At 63.2% G+C, this 19,908-nt stretch carries 17 protein-coding genes; 5 read left to right on the top strand and 12 right to left on the bottom strand.

The window, feature by feature from the left end:
• The first annotated feature begins 95 nt into the window (after positions 1 to 95).
• Both JFU57_RS01015 and JFU57_RS01020 read left to right on the top strand, forming a co-directional pair.
• Positions 96 to 1,541 (top strand): amidase, encoded by a 1,446-nt coding sequence (locus JFU57_RS01015; RefSeq protein ID WP_201127711.1) that lies wholly within the window; start codon positions 96 to 98, stop codon positions 1,539 to 1,541.
• 103 nt (positions 1,542 to 1,644) lie between these two features.
• Positions 1,645 to 2,001: a hypothetical protein gene (locus tag JFU57_RS01020; RefSeq protein ID WP_201127712.1), complete on the top strand. Its 357-nt coding sequence runs from the start codon at positions 1,645 to 1,647 to the stop codon at positions 1,999 to 2,001.
• A gap of 65 nt (positions 2,002 to 2,066) precedes the next feature.
• Here the strand turns inward: JFU57_RS01020 and JFU57_RS01025 are convergent, their stop codons facing one another.
• The 5 genes from JFU57_RS01025 to treP form a co-directional block, all read right to left on the bottom strand.
• Positions 2,067 to 2,366 carry a PTS transporter subunit EIIB gene (locus tag JFU57_RS01025; protein WP_078471991.1) on the bottom strand — a complete coding sequence of 100 codons (300 nt, stop codon included), beginning with the start codon at positions 2,364 to 2,366 and terminating at the stop codon, positions 2,067 to 2,069.
• A 2-nt stretch (positions 2,367 to 2,368) separates the two neighbouring features.
• A complete protein-coding gene (gene ptsP / locus JFU57_RS01030; protein WP_201127713.1) occupies positions 2,369 to 4,909 on the bottom strand; it encodes a phosphoenolpyruvate--protein phosphotransferase in 2,541 nt (846 codons plus the stop codon).
• Positions 4,910 to 4,969: 60 nt separating this feature from the next.
• Positions 4,970 to 6,193: a maltoporin gene (locus JFU57_RS01035; protein WP_078471993.1), complete on the bottom strand. Its 1,224-nt coding sequence runs from the start codon at positions 6,191 to 6,193 to the stop codon at positions 4,970 to 4,972.
• Between the two features lie 111 nt (positions 6,194 to 6,304).
• Complete coding sequence (gene treC / locus JFU57_RS01040) at positions 6,305 to 7,954, bottom strand: alpha,alpha-phosphotrehalase (RefSeq protein ID WP_078471994.1); 1,650 nt, start codon at positions 7,952 to 7,954, stop codon at positions 6,305 to 6,307.
• Positions 7,955 to 8,031: 77 nt separating this feature from the next.
• Complete coding sequence (treP, locus tag JFU57_RS01045) at positions 8,032 to 9,474, bottom strand: PTS system trehalose-specific EIIBC component (protein ID WP_201127715.1); 1,443 nt, start codon at positions 9,472 to 9,474, stop codon at positions 8,032 to 8,034.
• A 353-nt stretch (positions 9,475 to 9,827) separates the two neighbouring features.
• Here treP and treR point away from each other — a divergent pair, with 353 nt between their 5' ends.
• Complete coding sequence (gene treR, locus JFU57_RS01050; protein WP_020298497.1) at positions 9,828 to 10,532, top strand: trehalose operon repressor; 705 nt, start codon at positions 9,828 to 9,830, stop codon at positions 10,530 to 10,532.
• On the opposite strand, the gene JFU57_RS01055 is transcribed toward treR, so the two are convergent.
• The 7 genes from JFU57_RS01055 to JFU57_RS01085 all read right to left on the bottom strand — a co-directional run bounded on the left by JFU57_RS01055 (position 10,529) and on the right by JFU57_RS01085 (position 17,455).
• Positions 10,529 to 11,050, bottom strand: coding sequence for a helix-turn-helix transcriptional regulator (locus JFU57_RS01055; protein WP_020298496.1), 522 nt, complete (start codon positions 11,048 to 11,050; stop codon positions 10,529 to 10,531). The two genes, treR and JFU57_RS01055, sit on opposite strands and share 4 nt — an antisense overlap.
• Before the next feature lie 2 nt (positions 11,051 to 11,052).
• On the bottom strand, positions 11,053 to 11,334 hold the full coding sequence (locus JFU57_RS01060) for a hypothetical protein (RefSeq protein WP_078471996.1): 282 nt from the start codon (positions 11,332 to 11,334) through the stop codon (positions 11,053 to 11,055).
• Positions 11,335 to 11,601: 267 nt separating this feature from the next.
• On the bottom strand, positions 11,602 to 12,489 hold the full coding sequence (locus tag JFU57_RS01065) for a M24 family metallopeptidase (protein ID WP_201127719.1): 888 nt from the start codon (positions 12,487 to 12,489) through the stop codon (positions 11,602 to 11,604).
• A 146-nt stretch (positions 12,490 to 12,635) separates the two neighbouring features.
• Positions 12,636 to 14,213, bottom strand: coding sequence for a glutamine-hydrolyzing GMP synthase (guaA, locus tag JFU57_RS01070; RefSeq protein WP_078472012.1), 1,578 nt, complete (start codon positions 14,211 to 14,213; stop codon positions 12,636 to 12,638).
• Positions 14,214 to 14,312: 99 nt separating this feature from the next.
• Positions 14,313 to 15,782 (bottom strand): IMP dehydrogenase, encoded by a 1,470-nt coding sequence (gene guaB, locus JFU57_RS01075; protein ID WP_078472013.1) that lies wholly within the window; start codon positions 15,780 to 15,782, stop codon positions 14,313 to 14,315.
• A 209-nt stretch (positions 15,783 to 15,991) separates the two neighbouring features.
• Positions 15,992 to 16,540 carry a sugar ABC transporter ATPase gene (locus JFU57_RS01080; RefSeq protein WP_201127721.1) on the bottom strand — a complete coding sequence of 183 codons (549 nt, stop codon included), beginning with the start codon at positions 16,538 to 16,540 and terminating at the stop codon, positions 15,992 to 15,994.
• Between the two features lie 147 nt (positions 16,541 to 16,687).
• Positions 16,688 to 17,455 carry a sulfite exporter TauE/SafE family protein gene (locus tag JFU57_RS01085; RefSeq protein ID WP_201127723.1) on the bottom strand — a complete coding sequence of 256 codons (768 nt, stop codon included), beginning with the start codon at positions 17,453 to 17,455 and terminating at the stop codon, positions 16,688 to 16,690.
• 99 nt (positions 17,456 to 17,554) lie between these two features.
• On the opposite strand from JFU57_RS01085, the gene JFU57_RS01090 reads away from it, so the two are divergent.
• Together JFU57_RS01090 and xseA are read left to right on the top strand one after the other, a co-directional pair.
• On the top strand, positions 17,555 to 18,451 hold the full coding sequence (locus tag JFU57_RS01090; protein WP_201127725.1) for a LysR substrate-binding domain-containing protein: 897 nt from the start codon (positions 17,555 to 17,557) through the stop codon (positions 18,449 to 18,451).
• 75 nt (positions 18,452 to 18,526) lie between these two features.
• The gene (gene xseA / locus JFU57_RS01095) at positions 18,527 to 19,906 is read left to right on the top strand and encodes an exodeoxyribonuclease VII large subunit (protein WP_201127727.1); all 1,380 of its coding nucleotides are present in this window, start codon (positions 18,527 to 18,529) and stop codon (positions 19,904 to 19,906) included.
• The last annotated feature ends 2 nt before the right edge of the window (positions 19,907 to 19,908 follow it).

Consider the following 19,908-nt stretch of genomic DNA (forward strand, 5'->3'; position numbering starts at 1 on the left):
CCCATCCGCCTCGTACCCACGGGTACCGGGCGGCTCTATAACTATTGCGGTGCCCCGCGCCTGGCGTGCGGGCTCCCATGATTGAAGTCGTGCCCATGCCATTGCCTGTGTTGCCCCAACCTGCCCTGCACCTGTTGTCGATCGAGGCCCTGCTCGATGGCTTTGCCACGCTGCGCTTCACCCCTGTCGACCTGTTGCAGACCCTGTTGGCGCGCATGGACCGTCTCGACCCCCTGCTCAATGCGGTCTGCGAGCGCCAGGACCAGAATGCGTTGCTGGCAGCCCAGGCCTCGACCGCGCGCTGGGCGGCGGGCACCCCACAGGGCCGGCTCGATGGCATTGCCCTGCTGATCAAGGACAACACCGACATTGCCGGCTGGTATACGCGTAACGGATCCCGGGCCCTGGCTGATGCAGCACCCGCGACCCGCGACGCCAGCCTGGTGGAAAAGCTGCGCAGGGCCGGGGCGATTTTCATCGGCAAGACCACCTTGCCCGAGCTGGGCAGTACGCCCCTGACCGACAGCCCGCTGACCGGCATCACCCGTAACCCATGGAACCTTGAACTGCATGCCGGTGGCAGCAGTGGCGGCAGTACCGCCGGGGTCGCGGCGGGCTTCGCTCCGGCGGCGACCGGTAACGATGCGGCCGGCTCGATCCGCACGCCAGCGAGTTTCTGCGGGGTGGTCGGGTTCAAGCCCAGCCATGGACTGATTTCCGGCTATCCGAGTATCGACCCGGGGGGCATGGCGGCCGAAGGCCCGATCGCCCGCCATGTGCGCGATATCGCCTTGCTGCTGGAGTTGATGAGCGAACACGAACCGCGGGAGCCCTTCGCCTGGCCCCATGCCACTCCAGGTTTTTTACCGAACATCGAAGACGGCGTACGCGGCCTGCGCATCGCCTTCAGCCTCGACCTGGGCTACGCAGCCCATGTCGACCCGCACATTGCCCGCGCCTGCCAGGCAGCCGCGACGCTGCTGGAGCAGGCCGGAGCGACCCTGGTCCAGGCGTCGCCGGATATCGGCAACCCGGCGCCGCGTTATCTGGACGCCTGGCCGGTCGAGGTTGCCCGGGCCATGGCCAGCGAGCTGCCCATCGAGCACCAGCACCTGGCCGGTGACTTTCTCCTGGACTGCCAGGCCCGAGCGCGCCGCACCGATGCCCTGACCTACGCCTGTGCGGTGGAAGAGCGCAATTCGGTCGCCAAGGGCTTGCACGACTTTCTCAGCGATTACGACCTGTTGCTGACACCGACCACCATGGTCGCGCCGTTCGCCATCGAGCACAGCATGCCGCCGGACTGGCCGGCCGAGGTCTCGATGATGTGGCAGCCGACCACGTTCCCGTTCAATTTCAGCCGGCAACCGGCCCTGAGCATTCCGTGCGGGTTGACGCCCGACGGCCTGCCCATCGGCTTGCAGATCATTGCCCGCTTCGGTCGCGACGACCTGGTGCTGCGCGCCGCCCGCGAGCTGGAGAAACGCACGTCATTGACCGTATTTGATACACCTGCAGGGCTGCCCGCAGCCACGCAGTGATCCAGGGGAGCAGCGGAAATCGGCCAGAGGTTGGTCGTGGTTCCGGGGCTCAAGCAGAGCGATTTTCGCGATAGCGAAACAGCAGAATGCGAGGAATAAGACAATGGAACATGGAATTTCCGGTTGCTGGTACCAACACACCCATTTTGAACATGACATCTACGTCATGATCCTGAAGGAGCCCGGCTCGCCGGACTTCGGGTGCGCCGACAGCAGCGAGACCTTCAGCTACATCGGACGGATTTCCGGGCAAGGCCAGCACACCTGCTTCTCGGTGCACTTTGCCTGCCCACCCTATGGGCACGACTACTCGACGACCCAGGCCGCCCTGGACGCCGGGCTGGCCCATGGCCGAGCGGTGATCGATGTCTGGAGAAGCCCCCGCAGCACGCCGATGGAGCGCCCTCGTAAAAGCACTCCGCGCCGCTACAGCAGCCAGATCGACCAACGCTGTGAATAAACCCTGGCGGGCCTGGCCCCGGGCGAGCGAACCGCCCGCCTGTGGCCAAGAGCCCGGCCGGTGTTTCACCCGGCCCGCAGCCCCAGCAGCAAATGCACCACGCCACCGGCCAGGGGCATGATCCCCGGCACCCCGGCCGCCACCAGCGCCACGGGGTCCAGCTGGCTCGGGTCGCGCAGTTCCACGCGCACCCGGGTCAGGGCCAAGGGTTGTTGCGACTTGAGGTTGTCACTGCCGCCCAGGGCTGCCAGCACCGCCGGATTCAACCCGCTATCGCCCTGGGCTGGAAGCGCAACGCCCGCCGTCTCCGGAATCAGATCCGGCGTCAGGGCCTTCCAGAACGCTCGCTGCAATTTCTCGAACATATTCAGTTCTCCACAACCAATGAGGTAACCGCCGCGAGCGCCTGATGCCGATGCAAGGCCTCACGCACCTGCTCGGCGCTTTCCAGGTTCAGCACCTGCTCGGCAAGGGCCTGGCAATCCTGCAGCAGCGCCTCGCGAACCGTCGCCTTGATCGCCGGGATCAACGGCACGCTGACCGACAGCTCATCCACCCCCAGCCCCAGCAGCAGCGGCACCGCCAGGGTTTCCGACGCCAGGGCACCGCACACCCCAACCCATTTGCCGTGGGCATGGGCGGCCTGCACGGTGCTGGCGATCAGGCGCAATACCGCCGGGTGAAAGCTGTCGGCCTGGCTCGCCAGGCGTGGGTGATCGCGATCCATGGCCAGGGTGTACTGGGTCAGGTCGTTGGTGCCGATGGAGAAGAAATCCACCTCGGGGGCAAACCGATCCGCGAGCAACGCCGCGGCCGGCACTTCGATCATGATTCCCAGCTTGGGCAGCGCCTGCAGCCCCAGCGCCCGGGCCTCTTCTTCAAGCATGTGCCGCGCCAGGCGCAGCTCCGACAGCTGGGTCACCATCGGCAGCATGATGTGCAGCCGCGCTAGCCCGGCGCTGGCGAGTATTGCGCGCAATTGCTCGCGCAGCAGTTGCGGACGCTCCAGGCACAGGCGGATCCCGCGCATGCCGAGAAACGGGTTGGCTTCGCTGTCCATCGGCACGTACGCCAGGGGTTTGTCGCCACCGACATCCAGGGTCCGCACCACCAGGTTGCGTTGCGGCCCCAGTGCATTGGCGATGGCGCTGTAGGTGGCGGCCTGCTCCTCATGACTGGGAGCGACGCTGCGCTGCTGGTACAGAAACTCCGAACGCAGCAGACCCACGCCTTCCCCACCCAGGCTGACGGCCTGCTCGGTTTCGGCCAGCGAGGCGACGTTGGCCGTCACCTCGATGTGGTGCCCATCGCGAGTCACCGCGGCCAGGGCTGCCTGCTGCACATCCTGCTGATGGCGCTGCTGTTGCTGCTGACGTCGCGCCTGCAAGCGCTCGATCGCCGCCAGCTCGGGGTCCAGATGCAGCTCACCCTGGTCGGCATCCAGCAACACCCGCGTACCGGCGGGCACGGCCAATACCTGTTCCGGCAGGCCACAGATTGCCGGCAAGCCCAGGGCCCGAGCGAGGATCGCCACATGGCTGGTGGCGCCGCCGCCCACGGTGGCAAATCCCAGCACTTTGCGGGTATCGAGCCCGGCTGTCTGAGAAGGCGTCAGTTGTTCGGCAATCAGGATCGCCTGCTCCGGCAGGACCCAGTCGCGGTCCTCCACCCCAAGAATCAGCTTCAGTACCCGCTGCCCGACATCGGCCAGGTCCAGCGCACGCTCGGCCAGCAGGCTGCTACCCAAACGAGTGAACAGCTCGGCGGTGGCGCGGGTCGCGCTGTTCCAGGCAAAGGCCGCGCTCTTGCCGGTCTCGATCAGCGCCTGGGCCTGTTCCAACAGGCTGGGGTCTTCCAATAGTTCTTGATGGGCCTTGAAGATTTCCGCCTGGACCTGGCCGCTGGCGTTTTCCCCCAGGCTCTGCAGGGCCTGGGTCGCCTCGCCCAGGGCACGCTGCAACGTTGCCTGCTCGCGGCGCGGGTCAGTGGCCGTCTCGATAATGTCGAGGTGCTGTTCAGCCACCTGCACCACCTGGCCAAACGCAGAACCTGCGGACGCACACACCCCACGCAGCAAGGTCTGCGACAACGGCGCGAGCGGTGTGCTGGCCGGGGCAGCGAACACCGTGCTGACCACCTCGCCGCAGCCGGCCAGCAGCAGCTCGGACAGTACCGCAATCGCCGCGTCGGCATCCGCCCCCACTGCGCTGACCTGCACCTTGTCGTCGTAGGCGGTTTGCAAGGCCATGATCGCCACCAGGGATTTGCCGTTGGCGCTGCTCTGCTGCTTATGCAAATAAATGCTCGCGCCAAAGGCCTTGGCCGCCTGGGCGAACACCGCCGCCGGCCGCGCGTGCAAGCCGTTGGGGTTGGGCAGGCTGACGGGCTTGGAAAACACCGCAGTGCCCGACTCAGTCTGCTCTGCCACATCTGCGACTTGCTCGCCGGCATCAAGGCGCAACAACGGCTGGCCAGCCTCCACGGCAATCAGGCCCGGGGTCAGCAGGCTGAACGGCTCACCGCTTACCACCAGCATCAGGGTCAACAGGCTGCGGGCGTTGAGGGCGAGGTAATCGGCATCGAACTCGATCAGCGGCTGGCCGGCCTCGACCCGCTGGCCCTCCTCCACTCGCCGGGTAAAGCCCTGGCCGGCCAGGTTCACCGTGTCCAGGCCAATGTGCATCAGCACCTGGACCCCGTGCTCGCTGGTAATGCTCAGCGCATGGCCGCTGTGCTGCAGGTTGCTGATAACCCCGGCCAGCGGCGCGCAGAGGGTCTGCGAGGTCGGATCGATGCACACCCCGTCACCGATCACGCGGCTGGAAAAGACCGGGTCCGGCACCTGGTCCAGGGGCATCAGCACCCCGGACAGCGGTGCCAGCAGTTGCAATTGTTGGGTTGTGGCCATGACTTCACCTGCTGTTTGTTCGTATGGATGCCGATGGAGCGCGAGCCCCGCAGGCCTCGCTTATTTCCACCAATACTCGACCTGCAGACCGACGTTCGCCCCATGCCGCGCGGTGCCAAAGGCCCCGGTGTCGGAGAGGGCCGAGCCCGCCGCCAATTCATTGGCCGCGCGCTTGGCCGCCTCGTTCCAACTGGCATAGGTGTAGTACAGGCGCACTTCCGGGCGCGCCCAGAAATCCGGGCCCTTGGGCGACCAGGTCGGGGCGAAGGTGAACTTGCTCAGCTTACGCGTCCCGCCGGGGGCCTCCACCTGATCGTGGCCCAGTTCGGTGACCAGTTTGAATTGCTCGGTGATGGCGTACGCCGGGCGGACTCCCAGGGAAATCCAGTTCTGGTCATTGCCGTCAGGGCGAATGTCTTTCTGGTAGACCGCTTCGACCTGGCCGCCAAAACGCGGGGTCACCTGCCAGTCGAAAAACTCCACCAGCCGGTAGCTCTTGTTGTTGTCGTCCAGGTGCACGTCGCCGGTGTAGCCGAGCCCGGTGCCCGGGCCTTCGCCGTACTGCAGGGCCAGCTTGTTCTTGCCGCCGAGAAAGTTCTTCTGCACGTGCTGAGCCGTGATCGCCCAACCGCGGTGGGCATCGCGACGGTCGGGCTTGTCGATGTAGCTCAGGCCGAACTCGAGCTCGCCGCCGGGGTTGGTATCAAACCCGGAAACGTTGAAGTCGTGCCGATTGATGGCGTCCTTCTGGTACAGGTTGTCCTTGCGCGAAAAGGCGTAGCTGTATTTCAGATCGCCAATCAGCACGTCCTCGATACCGCCGCCAGTGGCGCTCTGGTTCCAGTAGTAGAAGTCGGAAATATGAATATCGTTACGCTTGTAGTAACGCCGCCCGGCCCACAGCGAACCGCCGTTGAGGCTGGGCATGTTCGACCACTGGGCGTACATCTGCGGCATGCGCGCCGCACCGTTTTCGCCCTGGAAGGTCAGGTTGCGATCGTAGCGGTTGTACAGCGAAGCCATGCCATCGACGCTGAGCACCGAACCGTCGTCGAGGGTGTACAGATCCTGGCGCAGCTCCAGCTCCGCGTACTGCTCGCACTCGTTACCCAACCGGTATTTGGACTGGGCACCGGGCAACTGGAAGCAGGACTGCGAACTGCTGTTGACCGATGTCCCTACGCCGCTGCGCATGTACCCGGCAAACTCCAGGGCCTGGGCCGAGAACGGCAAGGCCAGGCACACGCAGGACGCAGCAAGGCCGCGATTTATTGTTGTTTTCATAAGCCACCCCATTATTTTTATTGTGTTTGGTTTGCCCCGGCAGGCGCTCGCTGGCAACAGCAAGCCCACGGCGTGCTAGGCACACCGGGTTCACTGGCCGGGGGGTTGTTGCTAGCGATCGATCAGGTGCAGGACGAACGATTCATAAGGTCGTAACGACAACTGCCGCGTGCGCGGCGGGCAATCGTCGTAGTTGCTGATCAGCAGCCGTTGCTGCGCCGCGTCGCCGATGGCCTGTTCCGGCAACTCGACATCGCAGTGGCTGCCGTAGAAGTTGTTCACCACCAGCAACCGCTCGCCCTCCCCCTCACGCAGGTAGGCCCAGACCCGAGGGTGCTCGGGTAGCAACTGGCGGTATTGGCCGTGCTGAATCAACGGTTCGCTGCGACGCAAGGCAATCAGCCCACGGTAGTGACGCAACACCGAGGCCGGGTCTTCGAGCTGGCCCTCGACGTTGATCTGCGCAGCATTGGCCGGTACGCCGATCCAGGGCTCGGCGCTGGTGAATCCGGCATTGGCCTGGCTGTTCCACTGCATGGGTGTGCGCCCGTTATCCCTCGACTTCTGCATGATCGCCGCCATGCTCGACGCCTCGGACTCACCGGCTTCGCGCTTGAGGCGATAGATATTGAGGGTCTCGACGTCGCGGTACTGGTCGATGCTGTCAAAGCCCGGATTGGTCATGCCCAGCTCTTCCCCCTGGTACACGAACGGCGTGCCCTGGAGAAAGTGCAGCGCGGTGGCGAGCATTTTCGCCGACACCACGCGATGCTCGCCGTCATCGCCAAAACGCGAGACCACCCGTGGCTGGTCGTGGTTGCACCAGAACAACGCGTTCCAGCCGCCGCCGGCCTGCATCCCGGTTTGCCAGTCAGAAAGGATGCGCTTGAGTTCAAGGAAGTCGAAATCGGCACGCACCCACTTCTGCAAATTCGGGTAGTCCACCTTCAAGTGGTGGAAGTTGAAGGTCATCGACAATTCCTGCGAATCCGGACGCGAGTAGCGGATGCAGTGGTCAAGGCTGGTGGAAGACATCTCGCCGACGTTGATCAAGCGATGCCCGGCAAAGACTTCGCGGTGCATCTCTTGCAGATAGCTGTGCACGTTGGGGCCGTCGGTGTAAAAGCGCCGACCGTCACTGCTGTCTTCGGGGAAGTTGGCCGGTTTGGAAATCAGGTTGATCACGTCCAGGCGGAACCCACCGACCCCCTTGTCGCGCCAGAAGCGCATCATCTTGAACACTTCGGCCCGCACCCTGGGGTTGTCCCAATTCAGGTCGGCCTGGGTGTGGTCGAACAGGTGCAGGTAGTACTGCCCGGTTTGCGCCTCATATTCCCAGGCCGAGCCGCCGAACTTGGACTCCCAGTTGTTCGGCTGGTCGCGCCAGATGTAGAAGTCGCGATAGGGGTTGTCCAGGCTGCTGCGGGCCTGCTGGAACCAGGCATGCTCGATGGAGGTGTGGTTGACCACGATGTCCAGCATCAGCTTGATGCCGCGCTTGTCGGCCTCGCTGATCAGCAACTCGCAATCGGCCATGGTGCCGTAGCTCGGGTCGATGGCGTAGTAATCGCTGATGTCATAGCCGTTATCACGCTGCGGCGAGCGCAGGAACGGGGTCAGCCACAGGCAGTCGACACCCAGCCAATGCAGGTAGTCGAGCTTGTCGACCACCCCCAACAGATCACCGGTGGCCTGGCCTGAGTGGCTGTAAAAACTCTTCGGGTAGATCTGGTAGATCACCGAACGCTGCCAGTCTTGCATGGCGGTTTCCTCAAGAAATCGAATTCAATAAAACCTGTGCTGCCGCTTGCGTTCCGTGCCCCGGCACGCCGCGGCCATCAAGCAACGCGATACCCCGGGCGAATGATCTTCAGGCTCAAGGCGCAGGTCAGCGCGAAGGGCACGACCAGGGCGACGACCATGCCGATCACGAACATCGGGATGTACTGCGGGATGATCGAGATGAAACCCGGCAGGCCGCCGACCCCGATCGCCGAGGCCTGGACCTTGTTCAGCGAAAGGAAAATGCTGCCCAGCGCCGAGCCGATCAGCGCGGCATAAAACGGAAACTTGTAGCGCAGGTTGACGCCGAACATCGCCGGTTCAGTGATGCCGAAGTAAGCGGAAATTGCCGAAGTCGACGCCATGCTGCGATCCCGTGCATTGCGGCTCATGGTGAACACCGCGAGCGCCGCGCTGCCCTGGGCCAGGTTGGACATGACGATCATCGGCCAGATAAAGGTGCCGCCCTGGGTGGAGATCAATTGCAGGTCCACCGCCAGGAACATGTGGTGCATACCGGTAATCACCAGCGGTGCGTAGAGCAGGCCGAAAATCGCCCCGCCGACCATTGGCGCCAGGTCGAACAAGGTGACCACGCCTTCGGTAATGAGAATCCCCAGGTGACGGGTCACCGGGCCGATGATCGCCAGCGCCAGCACCCCGGTGACCACGATGGTGGTGATCGGTACCACCAGCAACGTGATGGCATTCGGCACCCGAGCCCGCAGCCATTTCTCGATCACGCTCATGACGTAGGCCGCCAGCAGGATCGGCAGGATCTGCCCCTGGTAGCCCACCTTCTCGATCTGGAACAAACCGAGGATGTCGAAGTACGGCAGGCTCTGGCCGTCCAGCCCGGCCACGGCCTTGCCGTAGTTCCAGGCATTGAGCAGGTCGGGATGCACCAGCATCAGGCCCAGGACGATGCCGAGGATTTCGCTGCCGCCGAAACGCTTGGCGGCCGACCAGCCCACCAGCGCCGGCAGGAACACAAAGGAGGTGTTGGCCATCAGGTTGATCAGGCTCCACACGCCATCGAGCGTCGGGTAAGCCTCCAGCAGGGTCTGGCCCTCGATGAACATGCCCTTGGCGCCGATCAGGTTGTTCACCCCCATCAGCAGGCCCGCGATGATCAGGGCCGGCAGGATCGGCATGAACACATCGGAGAACACCCGCACCAGGCGCTGCATGGGGTTGATCTTGTCGGCGCTCCGTTGCTTCACATCGGCAATGGTGGCCGCGGCCAAACCCGTCAGTTGACGCAAGGCGGCGTAGACCTTTTCCACCTCGCCGGGGCCGATCACCACCTGGAACAGGCCACCGGTGAAAAACGATCCCTTGACCAGGTCGATCTGGTTCAACGTTGCGCTGTCTACCCGGCTCGGGTCCTTGAGGGCCAGGCGCAGGCGAGTGACGCAATGCGCGGCCTGCTCAATATTTTCTGCGCCACCGAGGCTGTGCAGCATCTCGCTGGCGATTTTCGAATAGTCGTGGCTCATGCTTGTTCGTCCGCTCTGGTTTTTTGTTATTGGCAGCACGCCGAAGCGAAAAGTACTCGTCTGTACGAGTTAAAGCAACAACTCGTACAGACGAGTTTGATTTTGTCTATTCTGAAACCGTCCCGCCCTGTTCCGCACAGCTATCGGGTCGAGGGCCGATACCAAGCGTTCCAGGCGGTTTTCAGCACGCGTGGGCCCTGAGACAAGCCTGCCGCCGCTGGCTCGCCGCAGCCTGCGCCAGAGGCTCCTGGAAGCGCCTGCATGCAAGCAGCTGCACGGCCCGGCGGATGGACAAACCGGGAGCCTGCCCTTAAGGTTCCTGCCTTGAGCACAGCCCGGCATAGAGCCATCCCATGAGCAAATACAACCAGATCTACACCGATCTGCTTGCCAGTATCACCACCGAACGCCTGCAACGCGGCGCCCGCCTGCCTTCCGAAACCGAGTTGATGGACAGCTACCAGGCCAGTCGCGGCACCGTCCGCAAAGCCATCGAACAGCTCCAGGAACGCGGCTTCGCGCAAAAGATCCACGGCAAAGGCACTTTCGTGCTCTCGCCCAACCCGATCGAGTTCCAGCTGGGCGGCATCGTCAGCTTTCAGGAAACCTACCCACGCCTGGGCAACGATGTCAGCACCGAAGTCGTGGAGTTCAGCCAGTTCCCTCTCGAAGGTGCGCTGGCCGAACACCTGCAAGCCGAGCCAGGCAGCCTGATCACTCGGATCAAACGGGTACGGCGCATCGACGGGAAACGGGTCATTCTCGACATCAACCACTTTGTCGCCGAACTGATTCCCGGGCTCGACCGGCAGATTGCCGAGCACTCGATCTACGCCTATATCGAGCAGACCCTGCAATTGCAGATCAGCTACGCCCAACGCACCATCGAGGCCACTCCCCGCAGCAAGGACGACCAGCAGCACCTCGACCTCGATGGCCAGAGCCATGTGATCGTGGTCAGCAACCAGACCTTCCTGCAGGATGGCCGCCAGTTCGAGTACACCGAATCACGGCATACCCTGGACAAGTTCTACTTCTCGGATGTCGCCCGCCGTTAGCCGATCAAGGCCAGCAACTCGGTCTTCAGAGGCCCGATGCGCTGAGACTCCTTGTGGGTATTCACGTGTTGCGCCACCCGCGCCACTTCGATCATCGGCTGCTTGAGCACGTAGCCGCCCTTGGCTTGCAGCCAGCTCAAGACCTCCGCCAGATGCCAGAACGAAGCGCTGCCCTCATGCACCGCCAGCGGAAAGGTGGCGGCATGGGTGAGCATCAACTTGCGCATGTTCTGCCGGGAAACCCCGACCAGGTCGGCGATATCGCTCAAACCGACATAATCCGGGCTCGCCTCCACCAGCCGCGCGCCGGGGATCAGGCGCTTGATATCACCCAACGCGCTGAACAACGCCGCTTGCGCACTCTCGGCCTCGCGGCAGAACTCCAGGGCCAGGCGCCCTGCAAGCCCGCTGCCGATCAGCACATCATCACAACCTGCAGCCCCCAGGCGCTCGATCAAGGCATCGACCTCGCAATCGTCGGCGGGCAACAGGTAAGTCAGGGTGAACAGGTATTCCATAATCATGACTCCCGGCCATGGGATACGGGCTTGGCGCCACGCATCTGGTTGAGGGTGCAGTTGTCGACCACCCGGCATAACGCCCGGGCGTGACTGCCCGGGTTCTTCGGCGTGCACCAGATGCTGCTGATGCAAAACGCGCCGCAACGACAGAGCTCGCTGTTGTAGGGGCAATAAAGCTTGCCCCAGGCATGGCTGCCCCCCACCTCCACACGCCAGCCCTGCCACTCGGCGTAACGCAACGCCATCTCGATGTCTTTCTTGGGATGAATTGCACGAGCCATCCGTGGCCTCCAGTATCGCCAGCAATGAATGGTTGTCAACTGACAACCACAAAAAGATCAAACCTACCCGCTCGACGGACAATCCGCCGCCAGGCGCAAACAGCAGGGGTGAGGCTCAAAGGGTACACAGCAGCCCAGAGGCAGGCGGGGGCAATGTCTTTCCTGGTATTGCACGACCCCTGGAAAACCGCGTATTTCCAATACCTGGAAACACAAATGGCGATCCACCCCAGGTGAGATCGCCATGTGTACGTCAACTGAACGCGATCAGTCGACGAATCGGCTCAGGCGCTCCGCCCCGTCTTCGGTGACCCGAATCATGGCGCTCAACACCACACCATCGCCTCGGTCCTGAGCGAGCACGCTCCAGCCATCGGCCCTGATCCGGATAGCGCGGCTCCCGGCCTTGGCCAGCACCTGGACGTTCAATACCTGCCCGGCCACCATCGGTGCACTATTCCCGGCCGCGCGATAACCCAGGACCTGAGGCTCCTGGATCCGCTGCCGGCCCATGCCGTAGCCGCAGTACTCAGCCACCGCACTGAAGCCCTGGGTATCCAGCACATCCTGGATGGCGGCGCCGATATCACCCACCGGCGCCCCTGCTCGCACCTGCCTCAGCCCCTGCTCCAGCGCCTGCTTGGCACAGGCCAGCAAGCGCAGTTGCTCAGCACTGGCATCAGGCGTGGCAAAGGTCCAGGACTGCGCACCATACCCCTTGCGCGATGAAGCCATGACCTCGACCTTGACCAGCGCACTGGCCGGCAACAGTTTTTCCGAAGGGGGGACGCTGATCAGTTCAGCGTTGACCGACACCGGAACTGCCGCCGGGTAACCCTTGTAGCCCACCAGCGCAGGCAACAGGTCGCGGCTGTCCAGTTGCTGCAGCACATGCTCCTGGATCTCCAGGCGCGATACGCCCTCGCCAATCAGCGGCTTGAGCGACCGCAGAATCTCCGTCACCTCGGCCGCGAGCCGCCGCTCCTCGGCCACAATCTGCTCCTCCGGCAAGGCGCCGATCTGCTCAAAGGCCTGCCGATTATCAGCTGCAAAACGATCAAAGCGTGTCAGGGGTGGCGACACCACTGCGCCCGGCGACTCCAGAGCTGTCCGCGCCAGGCCCAGGGTGCGCAGTACCTTGCTGAACAGACTCATCGCAACATCCCTATCCGCAGGCTGCCTCGGTGGGCAGCCCGTATGGTTAAAAAAAAGGCCCCTGATCTTGCGATCAGGAGCCTTCCTTGCGAACTAGCAAACGCTCATCCGCTTCACGACGCTCTCACTTGGGTGAGACGACGGGATCATTCCCACTCAATGGTCGCCGGCGGCTTGCTCGACACGTCATACGTCACGCGGGAGATGCCTTCGATTTCATTGATGATGCGGCCGCTGACGGTTTCCAGCAGCTCGTAAGGCAGGTGTGCCCAACGCGCGGTCATGAAGTCGATGGTTTCCACGGCACGCAGGGCCACGACCCAGGCGTAACGACGGCCATCGCCAACAACGCCTACGGATTTCACCGGCTGGAACACCACGAACGCCTGGCTGACTTTGTGGTACCAGTCGGCCTTGCGCAGTTCTTCGATGAAGATGTGGTCGGCGCGACGCAGCAGGTCGGCGTATTCCTTCTTCACTTCGCCGAGGATGCGCACACCCAGGCCCGGACCCGGGAACGGGTGACGGTAGACCATGTCGTACGGCAGGCCGAGTTCCAGGCCCAGACGACGGACTTCGTCCTTGAACAGTTCGCGCAGCGGTTCTACCAGCTTGAGGTTCATCTCTTCCGGCAGGCCACCCACGTTGTGGTGGGACTTGATCACGTGGGCCTTGCCGCTTTTGGCGCCAGCCGATTCGATCACGTCCGGGTAGATGGTGCCCTGGGCCAGGTACTTGATGTTGTCCAGTTTGTTGGACTGGGCATCGAATACGTCGATGAAGGTGCGGCCGATGATCTTGCGCTTCTTCTCCGGGTCGCTTTCGCCAGCCAGATTGTTCAGGAACTGCTCTTCAGCGTTGGCGCGGATCACTTTGACGCCCATGTTCTCGGCGAACATGGCCATCACTTGCTCGCCTTCGTGCAGGCGCAGCAGGCCGTTGTCGACGAAGACGCAGGTCAGCTGGTCGCCGATGGCCTTGTGCAGCAGCGCGGCAACCACCGAGGAGTCCACACCGCCGGACAGGCCGAGCAGGACGTTATCGGTGCCGACCTGGGCGCGAACCTGGGCGATGGCGTCTTCAGCGATTTTCGACGGGGTCCACAGCGCTTCGCAGCCACAGATGTCGAGGATGAAGCGCGAGAGGATGCGACCGCCCTGCTTGGTGTGGGTCACTTCCGGGTGGAACTGCACGCCGTAGTAGCCGCGAGCATCGTTGAACATGCCGGCGATCGGGCAGCTCGGGGTGCTGGCGAGGATGTGGAAATCCTCCGGCATCTTGGTGACCTTGTCACCGTGGCTCATCCACACGTCGAGGCCGAACAGGCCATCGGCGTCGACGTGGTCTTCGATGCCGTCGAGCAGGCGGCTCTTGCCGACCACATCAACCCGGGCGTAACCGAACTCACGCAACTCGGAACCTTCAACCTTGCCGCCCAACTGCTCGGCCATGGTCTGCATGCCGTAGCAGATACCGAAGACCGGGACGCCCAGGTCGAACACGGCTTGCGGGCAGCGAGGGCTGTTGGCTTCGTGCACGGACTCGGGACCGCCGGCGAGGATCACGCCTTTTGGAGCGAATTCGCGAATGGCATCCTCGTCCATGTCGAACGGATGCAGTTCGCAGTACACGCCGATCTCACGCACGCGGCGGGCAATCAGTTGGGTGTATTGCGAACCGAAGTCGAGGATCAGGATGCGGTGAGCGTGAATATCGAGGGCCATGATTCAGTCTCGTCTAAGTCAATCAGTAACAGTCGTGATTCAGAAACAACTCGGGGCTGAATAAAACAGCCCCGGTTGCTTAACGATTTGCTTGAAGCCTCAACCTACGCGGTAGTTTGGCGCTTCCTTGGTGATCTGCACGTCGTGCACGTGGGATTCGGCCATGCCGGCGCCGGTGATCCGCACGAATTCAGGCTTGGTGCGCATCTCTTCGATGTCGGCACTGCCGGTGTAGCCCATCGAGGAACGCAGGCCGCCCATCAGTTGATGGATGATCGCGCTCAGGGTGCCCTTGTACGGAACACGGCCTTCGATGCCCTCCGGAACCAGCTTCTCGGCACCCGCGGAGGAGTCCTGGAAGTAACGGTCGGAAGAACCTTGCGCCTGAGACATCGCACCCAGCGAACCCATGCCGCGGTAAGCCTTGTAGGAGCGACCCTGGAACAGTTCGATTTCGCCTGGTGCCTCTTCGGTACCGGCAAACATCGAGCCCATCATCACGCAGGAAGCGCCGGCAACGATGGCCTTGGACAGGTCACCGGAGAAGCGGATGCCACCGTCGGCGATCAACGGCACGCCGGTGCCTTCAAGAGCCGATGCCACATTGGCAATGGCGCTGATTTGCGGCACGCCGACACCGGCAACGATACGGGTGGTGCAGATCGAGCCTGGGCCGATGCCGACCTTGACTGCGTCGGCGCCCGCTTCAACCAGGGCCTTGGCCGCAGCGCCGGTGGCAATGTTGCCGCCGATCACTTGCACTTCAGGGAAATTCTCTTTGACCCAGCGCACGCGGTCGATCACACCCTTGGAATGACCGTGGGCGGTGTCGACCACCACCACGTCAACGCCGGCAGCCACCAGGGCCGAGACGCGCTCGCCGGTGTCCTTGCCGGTGCCGACCGCAGCGCCTACACGCAGACGACCTTGGTCGTCCTTGCTGGCCAGCGGGTAAGCCTTGGCTTTTTCGATGTCGTTGACGGTCATCATGCCTTTCAGGACAAATTTTTCGTCGACGATCAGCACGCGCTCGATGCGGTGCTTGTGCAACAACTCACGGACGTCGTTCTTGTCGGCGCCTTCGTTGACCGTGACCAGGCGCTCTTTAGGCGTCATCACTTCACGGACAGTGGCTTCCAGACGGTTCTCGAAACGCACGTCACGGGACGTGACGATGCCGACCAGGTCGCCATCGTGCAGTACCGGAACGCCGGAGATGTTGTGCATGCGGGTCAGTTCGAACAGCTCGCGAACAGTGGCTTCGGCCTCGATGGTGATCGGGTCCTTGACCACACCGGCCTCGTAACGCTTGACCTTGCGCACTTCGGCAGCTTGCTGCTCGATGGTCATGTTCTTGTGGATGATACCGATGCCGCCTTCCTGAGCCATGGCGATTGCCAGACGGGCTTCAGTGACGGTGTCCATGGCGGCGGAGACCAGTGGAATATTCAGCTCGATGCCACGGGTAAGACGGGTCTTTAGACTGACTTCGTTGGGAAGTACCTCGGAATAACCGGGGACTAGAAGAATGTCGTCAAAGGTGAGGGCTTCTTGGCTGATACGCAGCATCGCGGGGGCTCCCGGGCGGGAAATTGGAAGCGCGCCATTATACTCAGACAGCCCCGCCGGCTCAATGTAAAACTATGCCTAATATCGACGGGGTGATGGGTGGGGCAATTGTCGCGCTGCTACGTCTATATCAAGCGCAACGTCGTCCCCTCCCTCACCCCCTCCTCTAGCCCCGTTGCGCAGTTTGTCGGCGCTCGGTCAGCCCGGTATTACAACTCGACCTTCACCCAGCTCACCGGCACGTCCAGCCAATCGGCGAACTCATCGATAAAGTCCTGCTTGAACCCGGCCTCGGCCCAGTTGTTGAAGATAAAGCCCAGGTTGGAAAACCCGCATTCCTGAAGAAACAGGAAACCGTTGATGTCGTCTTCATGGCCGCACAGGGGGCAAGTGAAGTTATCGGTGCGCCCGGGCATCCAGTCCTCCAGGCTCTCGAACAGCGCCTCGCCGACTTCCTGGCGGCACTCGGCGCAACCGGCTTCTTCGAGAAAGCCTTTGGCCGGGGTATAGATGCAACGTGCGGTGATGATCTCCAGGCCGTTGATCGGCTCGCCAAACGGCAGCGCTTCCGGGTGCAGCGCCACCGCCCGCGCACCCGGGGCAATGGCATGGGCCATGCGATTGCCGGTACGGCCGCAGGTGCTCAGGGTCTCTTCGATAATGTTCTTGCGCACCAGCCAGCGCACGATCGCCCGCGCGCGCGGTTCGTGCACCGGCAAGGTGGAGATTTTCGGGACGATGATGCTTTGCGAATTCATGGGGTGAGGCCTGGAACGTCTGAAAGGAAAGAGCTGCGTCGTCAGCATGGGCATCATCAGCGGCGAACCGGTACCCGCATCGAGGCGGGTGGCGGTGGGCCAATGACAAGCCTGCGGGCCGGCAGCTTAATCCCTGGACCCCACAGGTCAAGTGCTCAGGTAGCGACCGATAAGGGCCAGCCCGCTGGCCAGCACCAGCCAGGTCACCAGTCGGACAAAGGCCTCCCGTGAAAGCTTCATGGTGACCCGCCGGCCGATCCACAGCCCCAGGGCCATCGCCGGCAACAGACACAGGGCCAACACCAACAAGGGTAGCTCGGCATAGACCCCGGCGAGCATAAACAGGCTCAAGCGGACCACGGTGCTGCAACTGATCAGCGCACTCTGGGTCGCCCGCGCCGGATCCTTGGGCAGGCGGCTGTTGAGGTAAATGGCGTAGAGGAACCCACCGCTGCCAAACAGCGCACCGAACAAGCCGCCGACGATCCCCATGGGGACCGCCCAACCGGCTGCCAGGCGAGTTGGCCGGGCCTTGATCCACAAGCTGTAAACCGCGTAGGCGCTGATAAACAGCCCCATCATCAACAGCAACAGGTCGGACTTGAGGTTGAGCAGGAAGATCACCCCCAGGGTGCACCCCACCGCCATGCAGGGTAATAAACGCAGCAATTCAGGCTTGGCCACGTCTTTGCGCGACGGCAACAGGTTGCCGAAGGCCGCGACGAAATCCAGCAGCACCAGCAGCGGTACGATCTTCGACAGCGGCATGAACAGAATCAGGATCGGCCCCGCCACCAGCGCCGTACCAAAGCCGGCAACGCCGAACACTATATAAGCCAGGACAATACCGACTCCGATCAACAACCAAGCCGAAGGGCTGAACGACCACTGACTCAACAACTCAAGCGCACTCATCAATTGACCCCTTATCCAGTTGCAGATGACTTTAGCCAGCGGCGAGCCTTGCGACTAATATCGTCCTGGGCACTTACTCATCTCAAAAAGGCATGACTCGTGATTTCGACCCGCCAGTTGCGTTATTTCGTGGAAATCGCCGAGTGCGGCAGCTTCAGCGCGGCGGCCGAGCGCCTGTTCGTGGCCCAGTCGGCGTTGAGCCGGCAGATCAAGGAACTGGAAAGCCACCTGCAAACCCCGCTGTTCGAACGCACCTCGCGCCTGCCCCGGCTGACTGCTGCGGGCGAAGCGTTTTTCCCCCGGGCACGCACGCTACTGACCGAACTGCACAAGGCCAGCGAACACGCGACCCAGGTCGGCCACGGGCAACTGGGCACCCTGCGCCTGAGCCACTCCAGCACCGTGCCCATGAGCGGGCGTCTGCTGGGCGCCATCAGCACCTACCTGGAACACTGCCCCGGGGCCAACATGGACATCGTCAAGCTGTCGTCGGAGGCGCAGCTGGAGGAGCTGGCGCAAGGTCGCCTGGATATCGGCCTGCTGCGTCTGCCCGTACTGCGCCAGCGCGAAGGGGTGCAGATCATCCCGCTGTTCAACGAGCCGCTGTTGCTCGCCGTGCCGCCGCAGCATCCCCTGGCGCTGGATCCTCCGCCCCGGGGCATCGACCTGGCGGATCTCAAGCAGCAAGCCTTTATCTCCATCCCCCACCCGCAACGGGGCGGCCTGAGTTACCTGTCGGCTGAACTCTGCATGCGCCAGGGCTTTTTCCCCAAGGCGGCGCGGGTGGTGTCGCGTAAGACCACCCAGTTGCAGCTGATCCAGGCCGGCTTCGGGATTGCCCTGCTGCCGCAGTCGATGCGCGATATCGCCCCGGCGAACATTCATTTCCTGCCCCTGGCCGACCCGGATTGCCAAAGCACTGTCGCCCTTGCCTGCCGCCAGCAACCGACGCCCCTGGTGGCGCAATTTATCGAGACCTTTCGCAGCGCCCTCTAGCCGCTGGCACAAGCCACTCAGGGTTTTGCCGATTTGCGTTGTTCCCTGGCGAGGCTCGCCTTTAAACTGCGCCCCATGATTAAAGATCCCTTTGCAAGACTCGGCCTGGACCGCGAGGTCCTGACCGTCAGCCAGCTCAACGGCCGCGCGCGGGTGTTGCTCGAAGATGTGTTCAGCAATATCTGGGTCGAGGGCGAAATCTCCAACCTCGCCCGCCCGGCCTCCGGCCACGTCTACTTCACCCTCAAGGACAGTGGCGCCCAGGTACGTTGCGCGCTGTTCCGGCAGAACGCCGCTCGCGTGCGCCAGGCCTTGAAGGATGGCCTGGCGGTCAAGGTACGGGGCAAGGTTTCGCTGTTCGAAGGGCGTGGCGACTATCAGTTGATCCTCGATACCGTGGAGCCGGCCGGTGATGGCGCCCTGCGCCTGGCCTTCGATGCGCTCAAGGAAAAACTCAGCGCCGAAGGCCTGTTCAGTGCCGAGCGCAAACGGCCACTGCCGGCCCATCCGCAGCGCATCGGCATTATCAGTTCGCCCACCGGCGCGGTGATTCGCGACATCATCAGCGTGTTTCGCCGCCGCGCACCGCAGGTTGCCCTGACGCTGATCCCTACCGCCGTGCAAGGCCGAGAAGCCACCGCGCAGATCGTCCGCGCTCTGCAAATGGCCGATGCCCGGGGTTTCGACGCGCTGATCCTGGCCCGCGGCGGCGGCTCGCTGGAAGACCTCTGGTGTTTCAACGAAGAAGCCGTGGCCCGTGCGGTCGATGCCTGCGTGACGCCGATTGTCAGCGCCGTCGGCCATGAAACCGATGTCTCGATCAGCGATTTTGTCGCCGACGTGCGGGCCCCTACTCCGTCAGCCGCCGCCGAATTGCTGGCCCCGGACTCCAGCGACCTGGTACGCCGCGTCGAAAGCCTGCATCGCCGACTAGTGATGCGCATGCGCGACCGTCTGGCCCGGGACCGCCTGCGCCTGGAGGGCATGGCTCGACGCCTGCGCCACCCCGGCGAACGCCTGCGTCAGCAGGCACAACGCCTGGACGACCTGGACATGCGCATGCGCCGGGCCTTCGAACGCAGCCTCAATACCCGCCGCGAACGCCTGATCCGCCTCGAAACCCGCCTCGCCGGCCAGCACCCCGGCCGCCAGTTGGCCATGCTGCGCCAGCGCCTGGAAAGCCTGGCCGAACGCTTGCCAAGGGCGATGCGCGAGGGGCTCAAATCCAGGCGCCTGCAGTTGCAGAGCCAGGTCCAGACCCTGCAGGTGGTCAGCCCCCTGGCCACCCTGGGTCGGGGCTACAGCATTCTGCTGGACGAGCGCGGCCAGGCGATTCGCAGCGCCGAACAGACCCAGCCCGGGCAACGCCTTAAAGCCAAGCTGGGCGAAGGCGAGCTGCATGTTCGCGTCGAAGATAACCACCTGACGCCCGTTACCCTTTCCCTACTGGACTGATC

The sequence above is a fragment of the Pseudomonas sp. TH07 genome (assembly GCF_016651285.1).
In the GTDB taxonomy this organism is placed as follows: domain Bacteria; phylum Pseudomonadota; class Gammaproteobacteria; order Pseudomonadales; family Pseudomonadaceae; genus Aquipseudomonas.

Excerpts from the sequence above, each read along its gene's own strand:
- JFU57_RS01035 (WP_078471993.1), bottom strand. The coding sequence starts at position 6,193 with ATGAAAACAACAATAAATCGCGGCCTTGCTGCGTCCTGCGTGTGCCTG.
- ptsP (WP_201127713.1), bottom strand. The coding sequence starts at position 4,909 with ATGGCCACAACCCAACAATTGCAACTGCTGGCACCGCTGTCCGGGGTG.
- treC (WP_078471994.1), bottom strand. The coding sequence starts at position 7,954 with ATGCAAGACTGGCAGCGTTCGGTGATCTACCAGATCTACCCGAAGAGT.
- guaA (WP_078472012.1), bottom strand. The coding sequence starts at position 14,213 with ATGGCCCTCGATATTCACGCTCACCGCATCCTGATCCTCGACTTCGGT.
- treP (WP_201127715.1), bottom strand. The coding sequence starts at position 9,474 with ATGAGCCACGACTATTCGAAAATCGCCAGCGAGATGCTGCACAGCCTC.
- xseA (WP_201127727.1), top strand. The coding sequence starts at position 18,527 with ATGATTAAAGATCCCTTTGCAAGACTCGGCCTGGACCGCGAGGTCCTG.
- JFU57_RS01015 (WP_201127711.1), top strand. The coding sequence starts at position 96 with ATGCCATTGCCTGTGTTGCCCCAACCTGCCCTGCACCTGTTGTCGATC.
- JFU57_RS01025 (WP_078471991.1), bottom strand. The coding sequence starts at position 2,366 with ATGTTCGAGAAATTGCAGCGAGCGTTCTGGAAGGCCCTGACGCCGGAT.
- JFU57_RS01065 (WP_201127719.1), bottom strand. The coding sequence starts at position 12,489 with ATGAGTCTGTTCAGCAAGGTACTGCGCACCCTGGGCCTGGCGCGGACA.
- JFU57_RS01055 (WP_020298496.1), bottom strand. The coding sequence starts at position 11,050 with ATGGAATACCTGTTCACCCTGACTTACCTGTTGCCCGCCGACGATTGC.
- JFU57_RS01060 (WP_078471996.1), bottom strand. The coding sequence starts at position 11,334 with ATGGCTCGTGCAATTCATCCCAAGAAAGACATCGAGATGGCGTTGCGT.
- guaB (WP_078472013.1), bottom strand. The coding sequence starts at position 15,782 with ATGCTGCGTATCAGCCAAGAAGCCCTCACCTTTGACGACATTCTTCTA.
- treR (WP_020298497.1), top strand. The coding sequence starts at position 9,828 with ATGAGCAAATACAACCAGATCTACACCGATCTGCTTGCCAGTATCACC.
- JFU57_RS01080 (WP_201127721.1), bottom strand. The coding sequence starts at position 16,540 with ATGAATTCGCAAAGCATCATCGTCCCGAAAATCTCCACCTTGCCGGTG.
- JFU57_RS01020 (WP_201127712.1), top strand. The coding sequence starts at position 1,645 with ATGGAACATGGAATTTCCGGTTGCTGGTACCAACACACCCATTTTGAA.
- JFU57_RS01085 (WP_201127723.1), bottom strand. The coding sequence starts at position 17,455 with ATGAGTGCGCTTGAGTTGTTGAGTCAGTGGTCGTTCAGCCCTTCGGCT.